This window comes from Pseudoalteromonas sp. QJM3NY_12, assembly GCF_056173165.1.
On the sequence record NZ_CM149661.1, the window covers coordinates 1,994,534 to 2,010,082 of the forward strand.

Sequence of the window (15,549 nt, forward strand, 5' to 3'; positions counted from 1 at the left end):
CCATGCTATTACATTACCTCGATTTAAGTTGGCGTAGCTTTAAGCGCACTCCTCTGGTGAGTTTCTTAATGGTGCTGGCGATTGCCATTGGGATTGGTGTAACCATGACCAGTTTAAGCGTTTATCATATGATGTCAGCAGATCCTATTGCGCATAAAAGTAGCCAGCTCTATGCTGTGCAGTTGCAAGTAATGGATGATGGCCACACTTGGTGGACGTCTGATAACCTCCCGCTACAACTAACTTATCAAGATGCTGCAAACCTATATAAATCAGAGATAGGTGGCCAGCGTTTAAAAATGGTGCGCAGTGGATTCTCTGTTTACATAGACTCTGACACAGTAAAACCATTTAGCCAAAGTGCGAGACTAACAACCCCAGAATTTTTTAATATGTTTGATCTTGAGTTTCTCTATGGTGAAAAATGGTCTCTGCAGCAAGAAGAAAACGCGGCCCCCGTTGTTGTGATCAGTGAAGAGTTAAATAATAAGCTTTTTGCTGGCGAAAATTCAGTGGGTAAAATTATTTATCTTGATGATGCGAGTTATGAAGTGGTTGGGGTTACTAGAAACTGGCCATTAACCATCAAATACTACGATTTAAATAATGGTTCATTTAATGACCCTGAACAACTTTTTATGCCATTTAGTCTTCTTGAAGCAAAACAGCTTGGTAATTGGGGGAATACCAATGGTTGGAAACATGAGGATGTTAGAAGCTTTAGTGCCAAGTTACAGTCAGAAATGGTGTGGATTCAATTCTGGGTTGAATTAACTAACGAACAACAAAAAAATGATTATGAAAATTATTTATTAGCCTACATGCAAGAGCAACAAAAGTTTGGTCGTTTTAATCGCAAAGAGTTAGCTTACAGTATTCGAGATGTTAACAAGTGGATGGCCTATAACAACGTGGTCAGTCAAGATAACAAAATTTTAGTCGCACTTAGTTTTATGTTTTTGGCTGTATGTTTGGCGAATATCCTCGGTTTATTACTTGCAAAATTTTTACGTCGAGCCCCAGAAGTCGGTGTACGCCGTGCACTTGGAGCCAGTAAGCGACAGATTTTTATGCAACATATTATCGAAGTCGCCATGCTAGGACTTTTAGGTGGGCTACTTGGTATTATCCTTGCCCAGTTTGGCTTATTGGGTGTTCGCCAAAGCTATAGCTACTACGAGAGCTTAGCGACCATGGATTTAACCATGTTATTGAGCGCCCCACTCATTGCAATTAGCACCTGCATAATAGCTGGGCTTTATCCTGCTTGGCTGGTATGTAAAACCAATCCTGCAATTTACCTAAAAAGCCAATAAGGACGAGCATTATGATGTTAGAAATTAAACCTATTTTCCATGCACTGTGTCGATCTAAAGTTGGTGCGCTGTTGCTACTTATCCAAATAGCTATTACTACTGCTATTGTCAGTAACGCAGCGTTTATTATTCAAGATAGAATAACGTATCTTAACCAGGATACAGGATACCCCGAAGATGAAATACTTGCTTTTCATGTCATGCACTTTGGTAAGGATGTCAAAAGCCACCAACAATTTGAACTTGATGAAGCAATGTTAAGAGCTTTGCCCGCAGTGAAAGACGCCGCCTATATAAACAACATACCCTTATCGGGAAGTGGTAGCTCTTCTGACTTCAGTATCAATTCAGCTCCTGAGCCTGGGCTTTCTGCAAGAACTGCTTACTTTTTTACAGATGATCATGCAATTAAAACACTTGGGGTTGAACTTATTGCAGGACGCAATTTTAGAGAAGACGAAGTGGTTGTCACTAACGATAATGATCAGCGAGCCAATGTTACCATTGTGACACAGGCATTATTAAATGAGCTATTTCCTGATGAAGATGGATTAGGAAAAACAATATTCCTTGGTGATATTCCAATGAAAGTCATTGGTGTAATTAAGCATGCAAAAGGCCCATGGCTCAAAGACAGCCGCCCAAATAATGTCGCATTAATTCCTTATATAAATCCTAATATTTCGGGGAATTTTTTAGTTCGCACAGCAGCCAATGAGCGGGCAAATATTGCTAAACGAATTGAAGACGAGATGCTAGAAAATTACAACAAACGTGTAATTATCCGAGTTCGGGGCCTTGACCAAGATAAAGCCCAATACATGGCTGAAGACACATTGATGATGCGTATGTTAATTGTGCTCATAACCATACTGGTATTGGTAACTGCACTGGGCATTTTTGGTTTGACGCTATTTAATATAAATAAACGTACCAAGCAAATTGGAACCCGTCGTGCTTTAGGCGCTCGTAAATCTGCAATTGTTAATTATTTTTTAGTTGAAAATGCACTGATTTGCAGTGCCGGCTTATTTTTAGGTGCTATTGCAGCACTATTATTAGGTCAATTATTAATGAAACACTTTTCAATAGCAGTATTACCACCAAGTTATATTGCTGCCACCGCAGCCATGGTGTTTACAATGAGTATTTTGGCTGTATTTGGTCCAGCTAAACGCGCAGCAAATATTTCGCCTAGTATCGCCACTAGAACAATATAAAGCAGCTCCCAACCTATGCTACACTGGCTAAATACGGTGTAGCATTTTCAATATTTAAATAATAATAAACAGCGATTAAATTCACATGGAAAAAATACTTATCGTTGATGATAATCCTGCAATTTTAGATGCACTATCATTATTGCTAGAGATTCACGACTATAAAGTGGTTACTGCTAATAGCCCATTTGAAGCAATTCAAATTGTGCAATATCAGCGTATTGCACTTGTGCTTCAAGATATGAACTTTAGTAACGATACAACCTCGGGAGAAGAGGGAAAATTGCTCTTTTATCAACTCAGAGAGCTTAATCCCCATCTACCGATTATTCTCATCACTGCATGGACTGAGCTTGAAACGGCCGTTGAACTTGTCAAAGCCGGTGCGGCTGATTATTTACCAAAACCATGGGATGATGCCAAGCTTATTACCTGTGTTAATAATCTAATTGAACTAGGAAATACAAAAAAACAAAACCAAACCTTGTTGCGCCACCAGCAAGAGCGTGATGCATCTATAGAAAATGCTAATTTAGTAGGTTTAATTTATCGCAGTACGGCCATGGAGCAATTAGTTAAAATGGCATTACAAGTCGCCAAATCTGATGTCTCAGTATTAATAACAGGCCCAAATGGCAGTGGTAAAGAGCGCATAGCACAAATTATTCAAGCAAACTCACCTCGCCAAAATGCTGCGTTTATTACGGTCAATGCAGGTGCCCTTCCCCATCAACTAATAGAAGCAGAATTATTTGGTGCAGAAGCAGGTGCTTTTACTGGGATCACAAAACAAAGGATTGGTCGATTTGAAGCGGCTGATGGTGGCACATTATTTTTAGATGAAATAGGTAATCTCCCTTTATCAGGACAAATGAAGCTCTTACGGATTTTACAAACGGGAGAATTCGAGCGCTTAGGTTCAACCCAGACCCGAAAAGTTAATGTCCGTGTAATATCAGCGACCAATGAAAACCTAACAAATGCAATCAGCAAAGGACAGTTTAGAGAAGACTTATACTACCGCTTAAATGTAATTGAACTTAACTTACCAAGTCTTAACCAACGACCGGATGACATACTTCCCCTTATTCGTCATTTTTTAGTAGAGCGTGAGCTGGATTTACAATGCGAAAACCTACTTTTAGCCCATTCATGGCCCGGTAATGTTCGTGAACTTGAAAATGCATGTAAACGAGTCAGTGTGCTTAAACCCAGCGGTGAGATAAGCATCGATGACTTTGGTTTAACTCCTATTACGCCTCAAACACTGACTCAAAAAATAGAGCCTAACAAACAACAAATTGAAGATGCCATGCGTTTACATAAAGGGGTGATTGCCAAAGTAGCACGTGAGTTTGGCCTTAGCAGACAAGCACTCTACCGTCGCCTTGATAAGTTTGAGATTGCCTACTAATGGTTAAATCAAGATACCGCTTTTCTTTAACTTCTAAAGTGATTTTAGTGTGTGTATTTTCCTCTGTTATCCCTGTTTTTATCTGTTGTTGGCTGTTGGATGTTGACGTTATAAAAACAGCACTGAGTGTTATTTTCACAGCCGCGCTAAGTAGTTTATTGGCTCATCGACTCAGTAGTAAACTGGTCCAAGGTATTACTTCATTAGAAACTGGCTTATTAAATTTTAAGGATGGGGAACTATCAACTTTACTGGCCTATAACCATAATGATGAATTAGGTCATTTGTGTCAGCTTTACAATCAAACTGCAAAGCAATTAAGACAAGAAAAGCAATGGGTTTACCAACGAGAGTTGATGCTTGATAAGGTATTACAAAACGCCCCTCAAGCTGTATTATTGGTAAATGATAATGATTTTATTGTTTATAGTAATCACAGTGCGAGAGATTTTTTTAATGCAAGTACAGCCCTTGAAGGCGAAAAAATCTCATCATTATTGTCTAAAGCCCCACAGCAAATAATTAATGCTGTTAATAAAGGCGTAGATGGTTTATTTATTCTCGATAAAGCAGAACAAGAACCGCAAACATGGCATCTTTCAATGGGTCGCTTATTGCTTAACAACCAACACCACAGGTTGTTTGTATTTAAACAATTGACCCGCGAGTTGAGCCGCCAAGAAGTTGAAGTTTGGAAAAAGGTTATTCGGATCATTAGCCATGAACTCAATAACTCACTAGGTCCTATGTCATCCATGTTACATAGTGCACAGCTGTTAACGAAGAAAGTGGATGAACCTCGTTTACAACGCGTTTTCACTACCATTGAAGAGCGGATAAAGCATTTAAACGAGTTCGTTCAAGGCTATGGAAAGTTTGCTAAACTACCACCACCTAAAATAACAACGGTTGATTGGCATTCATTACTCGAACAATTACAAAGCCAATGGCAATTTAATTGCGACCTTCAAAAAGGCATCACCACACGAGCCGATCAAACCCAAATAGAACAATTGCTCATTAACCTGTTGAAAAACGCACATGAATCAGAGTCGCTAGCAGAGCATATTAGTTTAAAAATAACACAAGATAGCCTTGGCACTCATATTAACGTGAGCGATCAAGGAAAAGGTATGAGTGAAACAGTTATGGCTAGTGCGCTTATCCCTTTTTATTCTACCAAGGCAGCTGGAAGTGGTTTAGGGTTGGCACTGTGTCGAGAAATTGTTGAAGCCCATCATGGGCAAATTAGCCTGCATAATCGTGAAATCGGCGGGATCAGTGTTTTTGTTAGTCTACCCTGAGAACTACTTATTTAAGAATGAAAACTTGCTCAATTTAGGGGCAATTCAATCGCGCTCTGAAGCATGTGACCTAGTCAGCTTCGTAAAAACGAGTAAAGCTGCCTTCTCACTCCTTACTTTTAGCGTATAAGCAACAAGAGTAAATAATTTATAGACATAAAAAAAGCTGCAAATTGCAGCTTTTTTTTACCTAAACGCTTATTCAGCGTCTGCAGGTTTATGCTTTGCAGCTGTTTCTGCGATCAGTGGTTGTAATTCACCACGTTGAAACATTTCAATGATAATGTCACAGCCACCAATTAACTCACCTTCAACCCAAAGTTGTGGGAAAGTAGGCCAGTTAGCATACGCAGGAAGCTCTGCACGAATGTCTGGATTAAGTAAAATATCTACATAAGCAAACGGTTCACCACACGACATTAACGCTTGTGATGCTTGTGAAGAAAAACCACAATTAGGCAGTTTTGGTGATCCTTTCATGTATAAGATGATTGGGTTTTCAGCAATTTGCTGTTTAATTTTATCGATGGTTTCCATTTACAACCTCAAAATGACGATAGCGAACACATTAGGCCTTGAAAAAGTTTCACTGTGGCCTCAGATATATAGATTAAAATAGGCAATTAAAGCCTCAATCTTAAATAGCTTTAGCAAGAGCATTGCTGTTTGCTAAAACTTGAGTAAAATACTCAACAATTATAGTAACACTATATTCCTGTTTGGTATAGATAAGTGCCCTGTTTGCGCAGGCATTACGTATTACTAAATAGACTATCAACCAAAAGAAGATGGAGATAAAAAATGGCATTTGAACTACCGTCACTACCGTATGCAATTGATGCACTTGAGCCACATATTTCACAAGAAACGCTAGAGTTTCACCATGGTAAACACCACAACACTTATGTGACTAAACTTAACGGTTTAATCCCAGGCACTGAGTTTGAAGGTAAGTCACTTGAAGAAATCGTATGTTCTTCAGAAGGCGGTGTATTTAATAACGCTGCTCAAATCTGGAACCACACTTTCTACTGGAACAGCCTATCTCCAAATGGCGGTGGCGCTCCAACAGGTGCAATTGCTGATGCAATTAACGCCAAATGGGGCTCATTTGACGCATTTAAAGACGCGTTAAATGATAAAGCAGTAAATAACTTTGGTTCAAGCTGGACTTGGTTAGTTAAACTGGCTGATGGTTCACTAGACATCGTTAATACATCTAACGCTGCTACACCACTAACAGATGCAGGTGTTACTCCAATCCTAACAGTGGATTTATGGGAACACGCATACTACATTGATTACCGTAACGTGCGTCCAGATTACCTTAAAGGTTTCTGGTCACTAGTAAACTGGGAATTCGCGAACGCTAACTTCGCATAATTAGTTTAATACTAGTTTTAAAAAGACGCTTAGGCGTCTTTTTTTATGCCTACAATTTGCATTAATTGCGTTTATACGTAGGTTGTTTTATAAAAGCGCATCTTGATCATTTTTCATATAAATTTTTAATTTTATTGCACAAAAAATGAAATTCGTGACTAGACTTTAAATAGTGAATACATCTTCAAAGTAGGTTTCGGAGGTCATTATGACTATTTTTGATCACTACCAAGCACGTTATGAATCAACACAAGAAGAAGAGTACAGTGTTGCTGAATTCCTCGAAATTTGTAAAACCGATAAGTCTGCTTATGCCAGTGCACCTGAAAGGTTACTGATGGCCATTGGCGAGCCTAAAATGGTAGATACTGCTACCGATACTCGCCTAAGTCGCTTATTTTCAAATCGTGTTGTTGCACGTTACCCAGCATTTGCTGACTTTTATGGCATGGAAGACGCTATTGAACAAATTGTGTCTTATCTAAAACATGCAGCACAAGGCTTAGAGGAGTGTAAACAAGTACTTTATTTACTCGGCCCTGTGGGTGGTGGTAAGTCATCAATTGCCGAAAAATTAAAGTATTTAATGCAACAAGTGCCTATCTACTCCATTAAAGGCTCACCAGTTAATGACCATCCGCTGGCATTATTTGACCCCATTGAAGATGCAAACCTGCTCGAAAAAGAATATGGAATTAAGTCACGCTACCTTAAAACAGTGATGTCGCCATGGACCGCAAAACGCTTACAAGAATTTAATGGTGATATTAGCCAATTTAGAGTGGTTAAACGCTTCCCATCAATTTTAAATCAAGTAGCGATTGCTAAAACAGAGCCCGGCGATGAAAACAACCAAGATATTTCGGCTCTTGTAGGTAAAGTAGATATCCGCCAGCTTGAACACTTTGCGCAAAATGATCCTGATGCGTACGCTTATTCAGGCGCATTATGTTTAGCTAACCAAGGCTTAATGGAGTTTGTGGAAATGTTCAAAGCACCGATAAAAGTGCTACACCCGCTTTTAACAGCCACACAAGAAGGCAACTATAACGGCACAGAAGGCATAAGCGCCCTGCCATTTAACGGTATGATACTCGCCCACTCCAACGAGTCAGAATGGCAAACCTTTAAAAACAATAAAAACAACGAAGCTTTTTTAGACCGTGTTTATATTGTTAAAGTCCCATATTGCTTAAGAGTGACCGAAGAAATTAAAATTTACGATAAGCTGATTGAACACAGTGAGCTTTATAATGCTCCATGTGCGCCAGGAACACTTAAAATTTTAGCTCAATTTACCACTCTCTCGCGCTTAAAAGAGCCAGAAAACTCTAGCATTTACTCTAAAATGCGGGTCTACGATGGTGAAACACTCAAAGATACCGATCCAAAAGCTAAGTCATACCAAGAATATCGTGATTACGCTGGTGTCGATGAGGGCATGAACGGTCTTTCAACTCGTTTTGCGTTTAAAATTTTATCTCGCGTATTCAACTTTGATACCACCGAAGTGGCCGCCAACCCAGTACATTTGTTTTATGTACTTGAGCAACAAATTGAACGAGAACAATTTAGTGCCGAGGTTGAAGAGCGTTATTTAAGCTTTTTAAAAGGCTATTTAATTCCACAATATGTTGAGTTTATAGGTAAAGAGCTGCAAACCGCCTATCTAGAATCGTACTCGGAATACGGACAAAATATTTTTGACCGCTACGTTATTTATGCTGATTTTTGGATTCAAGATCAAGAATATCGCGACCCTGATACAGGGCAATTGTTTGACCGTGATGCGCTTAATGCTGAGCTCGAAAAAATTGAGAAACCGGCAGGTATTTCAAATCCTAAAGATTTCAGAAATGAAATTGTTAACTTTGTACTACGTGCTCGCGCTCACAATAATGGCAAGAATCCGCTATGGACGAGTTATGAGAAACTACGCACTGTTATTGAGAAAAAAATGTTCTCAAACACCGAAGACTTACTCCCTGTCATTTCATTCAATGCTAAAACATCGGCTGAGGATCAGCAAAAGCATGAGGACTTTGTTAACCGTATGGTTGAAAAAGGCTACACGCAAAAACAAGTGCGTTTGCTATCTGAGTGGTATTTACGGGTTAGAAAATCGCAATAACCTTCATAATTGCAGTTTTTAGGAGGTCATTATGGCGCATTTTATCGACAGGCGTTTAAATGGCAAAAACAAAAGCACAGTTAACCGCCAGCGTTTTATTAGGCGTTATAAAAAGCAGATAAAAGAAGCGGTGTCTGATGCGATAAATAAACGCAGCGTCACCGACTCTAGCTCTGGAGAGAGTATATCTATTCCACAGCGTGATATTAGTGAACCTACTTTTCATCAAGGTAGAGGCGGTAATAGAGAGCAAATACATCCAGGGAACGATCAGTTCTCTACTGGTGATAAAATTGAGCGACCTAAAGGTGGACAAGGCGGTGGCGCGGGCGAAGGTGAAGCGAGTGATTCTGGCGAAGGCCAAGATGATTTTGTTTTCTCAATTTCTAAAGATGAATATCTTGATTTGTTATTTGAAGATTTAGAACTCCCTAATTTACAAGAAAACCAGCTCGATAAGCTCGTACAAATGAAAACCCATCGCGCTGGGTTTTGCAGCGACGGTATGCCCAGTAATATTGACGTAGTGCGCTCATTACAAGGCTCTTTAGCTCGTAGAATTGCAATGACCGCAGGAAAAAAGCGCCGCCTTAGTGAACTTGAAGGTCAACTCGCACTACTGCTTGAACAACCACACTGCGACAAAGCCGCTGTGACATTGTTGCAACAAGAAATCGACATTATAAAGCAGCAAATTAAATCGGTACCTTTTATTGATAACTACGATTTGCGTTTTCGTAACTACAATAAACAACCACACCCAACCAGCAAAGCAGTAATGTTTTGTATAATGGATGTATCCGGTTCAATGGATCAAGCCACCAAAGACATGGCAAAACGCTTTTATATTTTGCTTTATCAGTTTTTAACTCGCAGCTATAAAGACATTGAGGTTGTGTATATTCGTCATCATACTCAAGCTAAAGAAGTTGATGAACAAGAGTTTTTTTACTCCCAAGAAACGGGCGGTACTATCGTTTCAAGTGCGCTTAAGCTGATGAATGAAATAATAGCAGAGCGCTATAATGCTGATGAATGGAATATATACGCAGCACAAGCCTCTGATGGTGATAACTGGGCAGATGATACCCCGCAATGTGGGCATATTTTACGTAACAAACTGTTAAGCGCAGTGCGATATTTTGCCTATATAGAAATTACTACCCGCGCCCACCAAAGTCTATGGCGCGAGTACCAAAGCATTAGCCAAACTCACAGTAATTTTGCCATCCAACATATTCAAGGTGTTGAAGACATTTACCCTATATTTAGGGAGCTATTTAAAAAAGGCCGTCAACAGCAAGGGGCTGCATAGTCAAAGCGAGGTAGCAATATGAATAACGAGCGAATCAGTGATGGGCCCGATTGGACCTTTGAGTTACTTCAGCAATATCAAGATGAAATTGCACGTGTTGCTGAGCATTATAAACTAGACACATACCCTAACCAAATTGAAGTGATCACTGCTGAGCAAATGATGGATGCTTACTCCAGTGTAGGCATGCCTATTGGCTATACTCACTGGTCTTACGGTAAAAAGTTTATCCAAACAGAACAAAATTATAAACGAGGTCAAATGGGCCTTGCATATGAAATTGTCATTAACTCCAATCCATGTATAGCTTATTTAATGGAAGAAAATACTCTGCCGATGCAGGCATTGGTTATGGCACATGCGTGTTACGGGCATAACTCTTTTTTTAAGGGGAATTATTTATTTAAAACATGGACTGATGCCGGTTCTATAATTGACTATTTATTGTTTGCTAAAAATTATATTAGCCGCTGTGAAGAGAAATACGGTATTTCTGAAGTAGAAAGCATACTCGACTCTTGCCATGCGTTAATGAGTTATGGTGTTGACAGGTATAAACGTCCGCAGCGTATTTCGTTATTTGAAGAACAAAAACGCCAGCAAGAACGGGCTGAGTACTTACAATCACAAGTTAATGAACTATGGCGTACCATTCCCTCTCAGCAGCAAGAATCGAAAAAGCCTGAGCGCCACTTTCCGCAAGAGCCGCAGGAAAACATTCTGTATTTTATTGAAAAAAATGCTCCTTTACTTGAGCCATGGCAACGAGAAATCGTGCGTATTGTGAGAAAAATATCGCAGTACTTTTATCCGCAAAAACAAACACAGGTTATGAATGAAGGTTGGGCCACTTTTTGGCACTACACTATTTTGAACCACTTATATGATGAGGGAAAACTAACCGACTCATTTATGTTAGAGTTTTTACAAAGCCATACAAATGTTGTGTATCAACCCCCTTATAATAGCGATTATTACTCAGGTATTAACCCCTATGCGCTCGGTTTTAATATGATGGTAGATATACGCCGAATTTGTGAAAACCCGACAGAAGAAGATAAACGCTGGTTTCCTGAACATGCTGGTAGTGACTGGCTTGAAACTCTTCACTTTGCAATGCAAAACTTTAAAGATGAAAGTTTTATTAGCCAATTTTTATCACCTAAACTAATTAGAGACTTTAAATTGTTCACTATCGTCGACCACACCAGCAACCCACATTTAGAAATAGGCGCTATTCATGACGATAATGGCTACAAAGCGGTTAGAGAGGCACTTTCTGCACAATATAACCTTAGTAATCATGAACCTAACATACAAGTTTACGATGTAGACTTACGTGGCGATCGCTCATTAACCCTGCGATATATCCCTCACAACGCCATTCCACTGGCCAACTCCCATGAGGAGGTATTAAAACACCTTTACAGACTATGGGGCTTTAGGGTAAAACTTGAACAGGAGTCAAATTCTGGTGATATTTCAACCATTGGTCAATGCCCAATGGATGATTCACGCCATACAACAGAGTAAAAGTATGCAGAGCGAACCGATTGTGAGTTTTATGCAGGTTATACTGTCTATATTTTTCCAATATTAAGAGATTTAGGCTTGGTTTTTTCTGAGGAACACCTCGTTAATGCATTTGAGAAACTACCACAATCGCAGCAGGCTCTTATAACTGATAACAACTTACGCGATAATCTTCATATTAAAGCGGGGGTTACCCGAGGAGGTGATCTCAAGCTTAGCGGCTAAGCTTAATGCTGATTTAGTGACTATAGGCTCTGTAAGAAATATCGGGATTGAAGCAAAGATAATTTGGAGTAGCACAGAAAAAACAATGCGTTTGTTCAACGTTGATTTAGTTATTTTAACTCCCAATTAAAAAAATGATGCCTACGCATCATTTTTTATATCAGCATATACCGATACTTTATTTCGACCGGTTTCTTTTGAATGATAAAGTGCTTTATCGGCAGCTTCAATCCAACGCTCATGATCTTTAAATGCGTTGTCAAAACAGGCAATACCTACACTTATTGCCATATGCACCGTATGCTCATTGTATTTCGCCGGTGAGGTTTCAATTAATTGACGCAAGCGTTCAGCAAATACAATCGCCCCCTGTTTATCGGTATCTAATAAAGTAACAACAAACTCTTCACCACCATATCGTCCAGCAATATCAGTTTCACGTAATGCAGTTTTAAGTAAACTTGCTATGTGACGAAGGGCTTCATCTCCAGCACTGTGTCCAAAGTCATCATTTACCTTTTTAAAGTGGTCGATATCAAAAATTAATAACGAGCAACAACCTTCACTACGCTTAGTGCGTAAAAATTCTTGATGTAGTAAATGCTCCCAATGTCCTCGGTTTGCAAGCTGGGTAAGACTATCTGTTTGGCTTACTTGCTCTAATTTTTTGTTTAACTCTTCAAGCTCTTTTTTGTTAACTGCAATGTCTGTTACATCGTAGATAATAATACAAATATGCTCAACTTCCCCTCGTACATTCGTAAGTGGAATAAACGTGGCGTTTTGATACATATAATCAGCTTTACCTGTTATCGGCCGATAATTTTTAAAACGAAAAATATACGGCTGCTGTTCCCAGATAGTAAATGAGCGATTTTTTAATACAAACACTGACTCAGCTTTACTTCTAAACCATTTTTCATCTATGGCTGGGAATAGATCAAACAAGTCTTTATCTTTTACTGCACTAGGTAATAACCCAGAATGGTTTTCCATAAAACCATTCCAAACGCACACCTTGTAGTCTCTATCAAGCACCACAAGGCCTACATCAACAGTATTGAACATGTCCATTAACCAATGGATTTCATTTAAATCTAAATCAGCTGGCATAAATATTTAATCTTCCAGTAGATAAGCAACTTTATATTTCAAAGTTTTAAGTGAATCTTCAGTAAAGAGCAACATTAAATCACAACTAATATCATGATTTTCAATACCGTAACTAATTTCTATGGCAAGTGTTCGTTGCCAACGCGACTTATTAGACTGAACAAGTTCAGAAACATCACGATGCTGGCCCAATACAATGGGGTGGCCTTGACTAAAGGTCATATCGAGCTGTTTGGACAAGCCTGTTAATATAGCGCCAATTAAGATGTTACTCACATCCATTAGCAACTCTAACTCCACCTTGTCGTTTAATTCACCTTCGTAATTCATTAGTGAGGCTATTTCTTTAAAACTAGAATCATTTAAAAGTAATAACGCCTCACCAGATACCCCGCCGCCTATAAAGCCTTGGCAAATACCTGATGTAGTGTCATTGGTATCAACAGAGCTTAAGGCCATGTTAAGCTCACTGACTTCTAAAACATTAACATTAGGAATGGGTAACTTAACAAATACATTAAGCAGTCTTGCGAGTAGATCCCCAGCTTGGCCCATAGCGACATTAGTCAACTCTTGATATATATCACGAACATCAGGGTCAACTTGTTCACCTAAAGAATGAGATAAGCGTTCACGCAATGCTCTATCTCGTATACCATGGTGCTCTATAATGGCAGCGAGCTTTTCGGGGGAACATGGTTTTTGAATAAAATCGATGGCGCCAAGCTCAAGTACACGCTGATGTGCGCTAGGTTGAATATCGCCCGATACCACCACAGTAAGTACGTCTAGCCCCTGATCTTTCATTGCTGCCAGTACGCCATAACCGTCCATCTCTGGCATATTTAAATCAAGAAAAAGAATTTCAGGTTGGGCTTTGGTTATTTGTTTTATGCAGTCTACACCGTCACATGCAAATTCAATTTTAATATCCCAATCATCGGGCAAGGAGCGAGCTAACTGGCGTCGTGCTAATTTTGAATCATCACATATTAAAACCGATGTTGACATACAATCTCACTATTTTAAAACGGGGTGCAATTTTAAGCGTTTAGAACAAGCCACAGGTACATAAAAAAACAATACCTATTTCCTATACGTATATAGTAATCAATGTATCGCCTATTTACAATTTTAGGCAAAAATAAAGCTATGGATTATTCTGCTTGGTAACTTATCTACATTATAATACACTCACAATTATTACGTTAATTTAAAAGGAAAAAATTCCATGCGTCGTACATTAACTTTTGCATTAAGCCTATTTTGCTGTGCAAGTTTTGCCGCAGATTTACCCGAAAACAAACTCGATGCAGGAAGAGTAACCGCACAAGGTAAGCCAGTGACCTTATTAGGGAAAGGCCTTACTGTCGGTGAAGATGCCCCTAATTTTAAAGTAGTTGATGAGCGTTTCACTGCAGTTACATTAGAAAATTATAAAGGCCAAGCTGTATTAATTAGTGTTGTACCGAGCTTAGATACCGGTATTTGTAGCTTACAAACTAAGCACTTTAATGAAAAAGTCGCCCAACAATTTCCAGGCGTGGCCATGCTCACCATTAGTGCCGATTTACCGTTTGCGCAAAAACGTTTTTGCAAGGCCGAAAATATCGATAAAGTGACGACGCTTTCTGATTCTGTATGGCGTGATTTTGGCCAAAAGTATGGCTTAATCATTAAAGATATGGGATTACTTACCCGCTCTGTTTTTATTCTTGATAAAAGCCATAAAGTTATTTATAAGCAATTAGTTAGTAGTTTATCAACTGAGCCTGAATACGATAGCGTTATTGAAAAGCTTAAAACGCTTTAAGGGTCGAATTTCAAATAATAAAAAACCGCTATAAAGCGGTTTTTTTAATTATGCTTTTAGTTTTAGCTACAAGTTAACCTAAAAGCTCAGCTAGTTGCTTGCTTACTGCTTCAACCGCTTGTGTACCGTCTAGTTTATGGTACTGCGTGTTACCCGCTTTCGCTTCTGCTTGGTAGTAGTCAACCAATGGCATTGTTTGCTCATGGTAAATGCCTAAGCGCTTACGAACTGTCTCTTCGGTATCATCTGCACGAATAATAAGTTCTTCACCTGTTTCGTTGTCTTTACCTTCCTCTTTTGGTGGATTGTAAACAACATGGTAAACGCGACCAGAACCTGGATGAACACGACGTCCGCCCATACGCTCAACAATAACTTCATCAGCAACATCAAATTCAATAACGTGATCAACCACTACGCCATTTTCTTTCATAGCATCTGCTTGTGGAATTGTACGTGGGAAACCATCGAGTAAGAAGCCTTTCTCACAATCTGGTTTTGCAATACGCTCTTTAACAAGGCCAATAATAATATCGTCTGAAATAAGCTGACCTGCGTCCATTACTTTTTTTGCTTCTAGGCCAAGTGGTGTGCCCTCTTTAATTGCAGCTCGTAGCATATCACCGGTAGAAATTTGTGGAATACCGTATCTATCCATTAAAAACTGAGCTTGAGTACCTTTACCTGCACCCGGTGCGCCCAAAAGAATAATGCGCATATCATTGTCCCCTAATATGAGAGTTTATTTTAAAGTCTGAATTCTTCCATAAGCGCTGCAGATA

14 protein-coding genes are annotated in these 15,549 nt (G+C 39.2%); 10 read left to right on the forward strand and 4 right to left on the reverse strand.

Annotated elements, in window-relative coordinates:
* Positions 1-2 precede the first annotated feature (2 nt).
* From AC0VZ5_RS09175 to AC0VZ5_RS09190, 4 genes are all read left to right on the forward strand, one after another.
* Positions 3-1,316: an ABC transporter permease gene (locus tag AC0VZ5_RS09175; protein WP_475472512.1), complete on the forward strand. Its 1,314-nt coding sequence runs from the start codon at positions 3-5 to the stop codon at positions 1,314-1,316.
* A gap of 14 nt (positions 1,317-1,330) precedes the next feature.
* Positions 1,331-2,536 carry an ABC transporter permease gene (locus AC0VZ5_RS09180; RefSeq protein WP_464711499.1) on the forward strand — a complete coding sequence of 402 codons (1,206 nt, stop codon included), beginning with the start codon at positions 1,331-1,333 and terminating at the stop codon, positions 2,534-2,536.
* 85 nt (positions 2,537-2,621) lie between these two features.
* On the forward strand, positions 2,622-3,950 hold the full coding sequence (locus AC0VZ5_RS09185) for a sigma-54-dependent transcriptional regulator (protein ID WP_475472514.1): 1,329 nt from the start codon (positions 2,622-2,624) through the stop codon (positions 3,948-3,950).
* Positions 3,950-5,254, forward strand: a complete 1,305-nt coding sequence (locus AC0VZ5_RS09190; RefSeq protein ID WP_138607371.1) for a sensor histidine kinase — start codon at positions 3,950-3,952, stop codon at positions 5,252-5,254. Before AC0VZ5_RS09185 ends, AC0VZ5_RS09190 begins: the two co-directional genes overlap by 1 nt.
* 198 nt (positions 5,255-5,452) lie before the next feature.
* Here the strand turns inward: AC0VZ5_RS09190 and AC0VZ5_RS09195 are convergent, their stop codons facing one another.
* Positions 5,453-5,791, reverse strand: coding sequence for a Grx4 family monothiol glutaredoxin (locus AC0VZ5_RS09195; RefSeq protein WP_024602947.1), 339 nt, complete (start codon positions 5,789-5,791; stop codon positions 5,453-5,455).
* Between the two features lie 264 nt (positions 5,792-6,055).
* On the opposite strand from AC0VZ5_RS09195, the gene AC0VZ5_RS09200 reads away from it, so the two are divergent.
* The 5 genes from AC0VZ5_RS09200 (at position 6,056) to AC0VZ5_RS09220 (ending at position 11,971) form a co-directional block, all read left to right on the forward strand.
* A complete protein-coding gene (locus AC0VZ5_RS09200) occupies positions 6,056-6,637 on the forward strand; it encodes a superoxide dismutase (protein ID WP_010388603.1) in 582 nt (193 codons plus the stop codon).
* Positions 6,638-6,845: 208 nt separating this feature from the next.
* Positions 6,846-8,768, forward strand: a complete 1,923-nt coding sequence (locus AC0VZ5_RS09205; protein WP_138607373.1) for a PrkA family serine protein kinase — start codon at positions 6,846-6,848, stop codon at positions 8,766-8,768.
* A gap of 31 nt (positions 8,769-8,799) precedes the next feature.
* The gene (locus AC0VZ5_RS09210) at positions 8,800-10,083 is read left to right on the forward strand and encodes a YeaH/YhbH family protein (RefSeq protein WP_475472518.1); all 1,284 of its coding nucleotides are present in this window, start codon (positions 8,800-8,802) and stop codon (positions 10,081-10,083) included.
* 18 nt (positions 10,084-10,101) lie between these two features.
* Complete coding sequence (locus AC0VZ5_RS09215) at positions 10,102-11,616, forward strand: SpoVR family protein (protein WP_138607375.1); 1,515 nt, start codon at positions 10,102-10,104, stop codon at positions 11,614-11,616.
* Between the two features lie 202 nt (positions 11,617-11,818).
* Positions 11,819-11,971 carry a hypothetical protein gene (locus AC0VZ5_RS09220; RefSeq protein WP_475472520.1) on the forward strand — a complete coding sequence of 51 codons (153 nt, stop codon included), beginning with the start codon at positions 11,819-11,821 and terminating at the stop codon, positions 11,969-11,971.
* 11 nt (positions 11,972-11,982) lie between these two features.
* Here the strand turns inward: AC0VZ5_RS09220 and AC0VZ5_RS09225 are convergent, their stop codons facing one another.
* Positions 11,983-12,954: a sensor domain-containing diguanylate cyclase gene (locus AC0VZ5_RS09225; RefSeq protein WP_413402389.1), complete on the reverse strand. Its 972-nt coding sequence runs from the start codon at positions 12,952-12,954 to the stop codon at positions 11,983-11,985.
* Positions 12,955-12,960: 6 nt separating this feature from the next.
* Positions 12,961-13,965 (reverse strand): response regulator, encoded by a 1,005-nt coding sequence (locus AC0VZ5_RS09230; protein WP_178956226.1) that lies wholly within the window; start codon positions 13,963-13,965, stop codon positions 12,961-12,963.
* Between the two features lie 220 nt (positions 13,966-14,185).
* Here AC0VZ5_RS09230 and tpx point away from each other — a divergent pair, with 220 nt between their 5' ends.
* A complete protein-coding gene (gene tpx / locus AC0VZ5_RS09235; RefSeq protein ID WP_475472521.1) occupies positions 14,186-14,767 on the forward strand; it encodes a thiol peroxidase in 582 nt (193 codons plus the stop codon).
* 73 nt (positions 14,768-14,840) lie between these two features.
* Here tpx and adk read toward each other — a convergent pair whose 3' ends face one another.
* The gene (adk, locus tag AC0VZ5_RS09240) at positions 14,841-15,485 is read right to left on the reverse strand and encodes an adenylate kinase (protein WP_008468042.1); all 645 of its coding nucleotides are present in this window, start codon (positions 15,483-15,485) and stop codon (positions 14,841-14,843) included.
* Between the last annotated feature and the right edge of the window lie 64 nt (positions 15,486-15,549).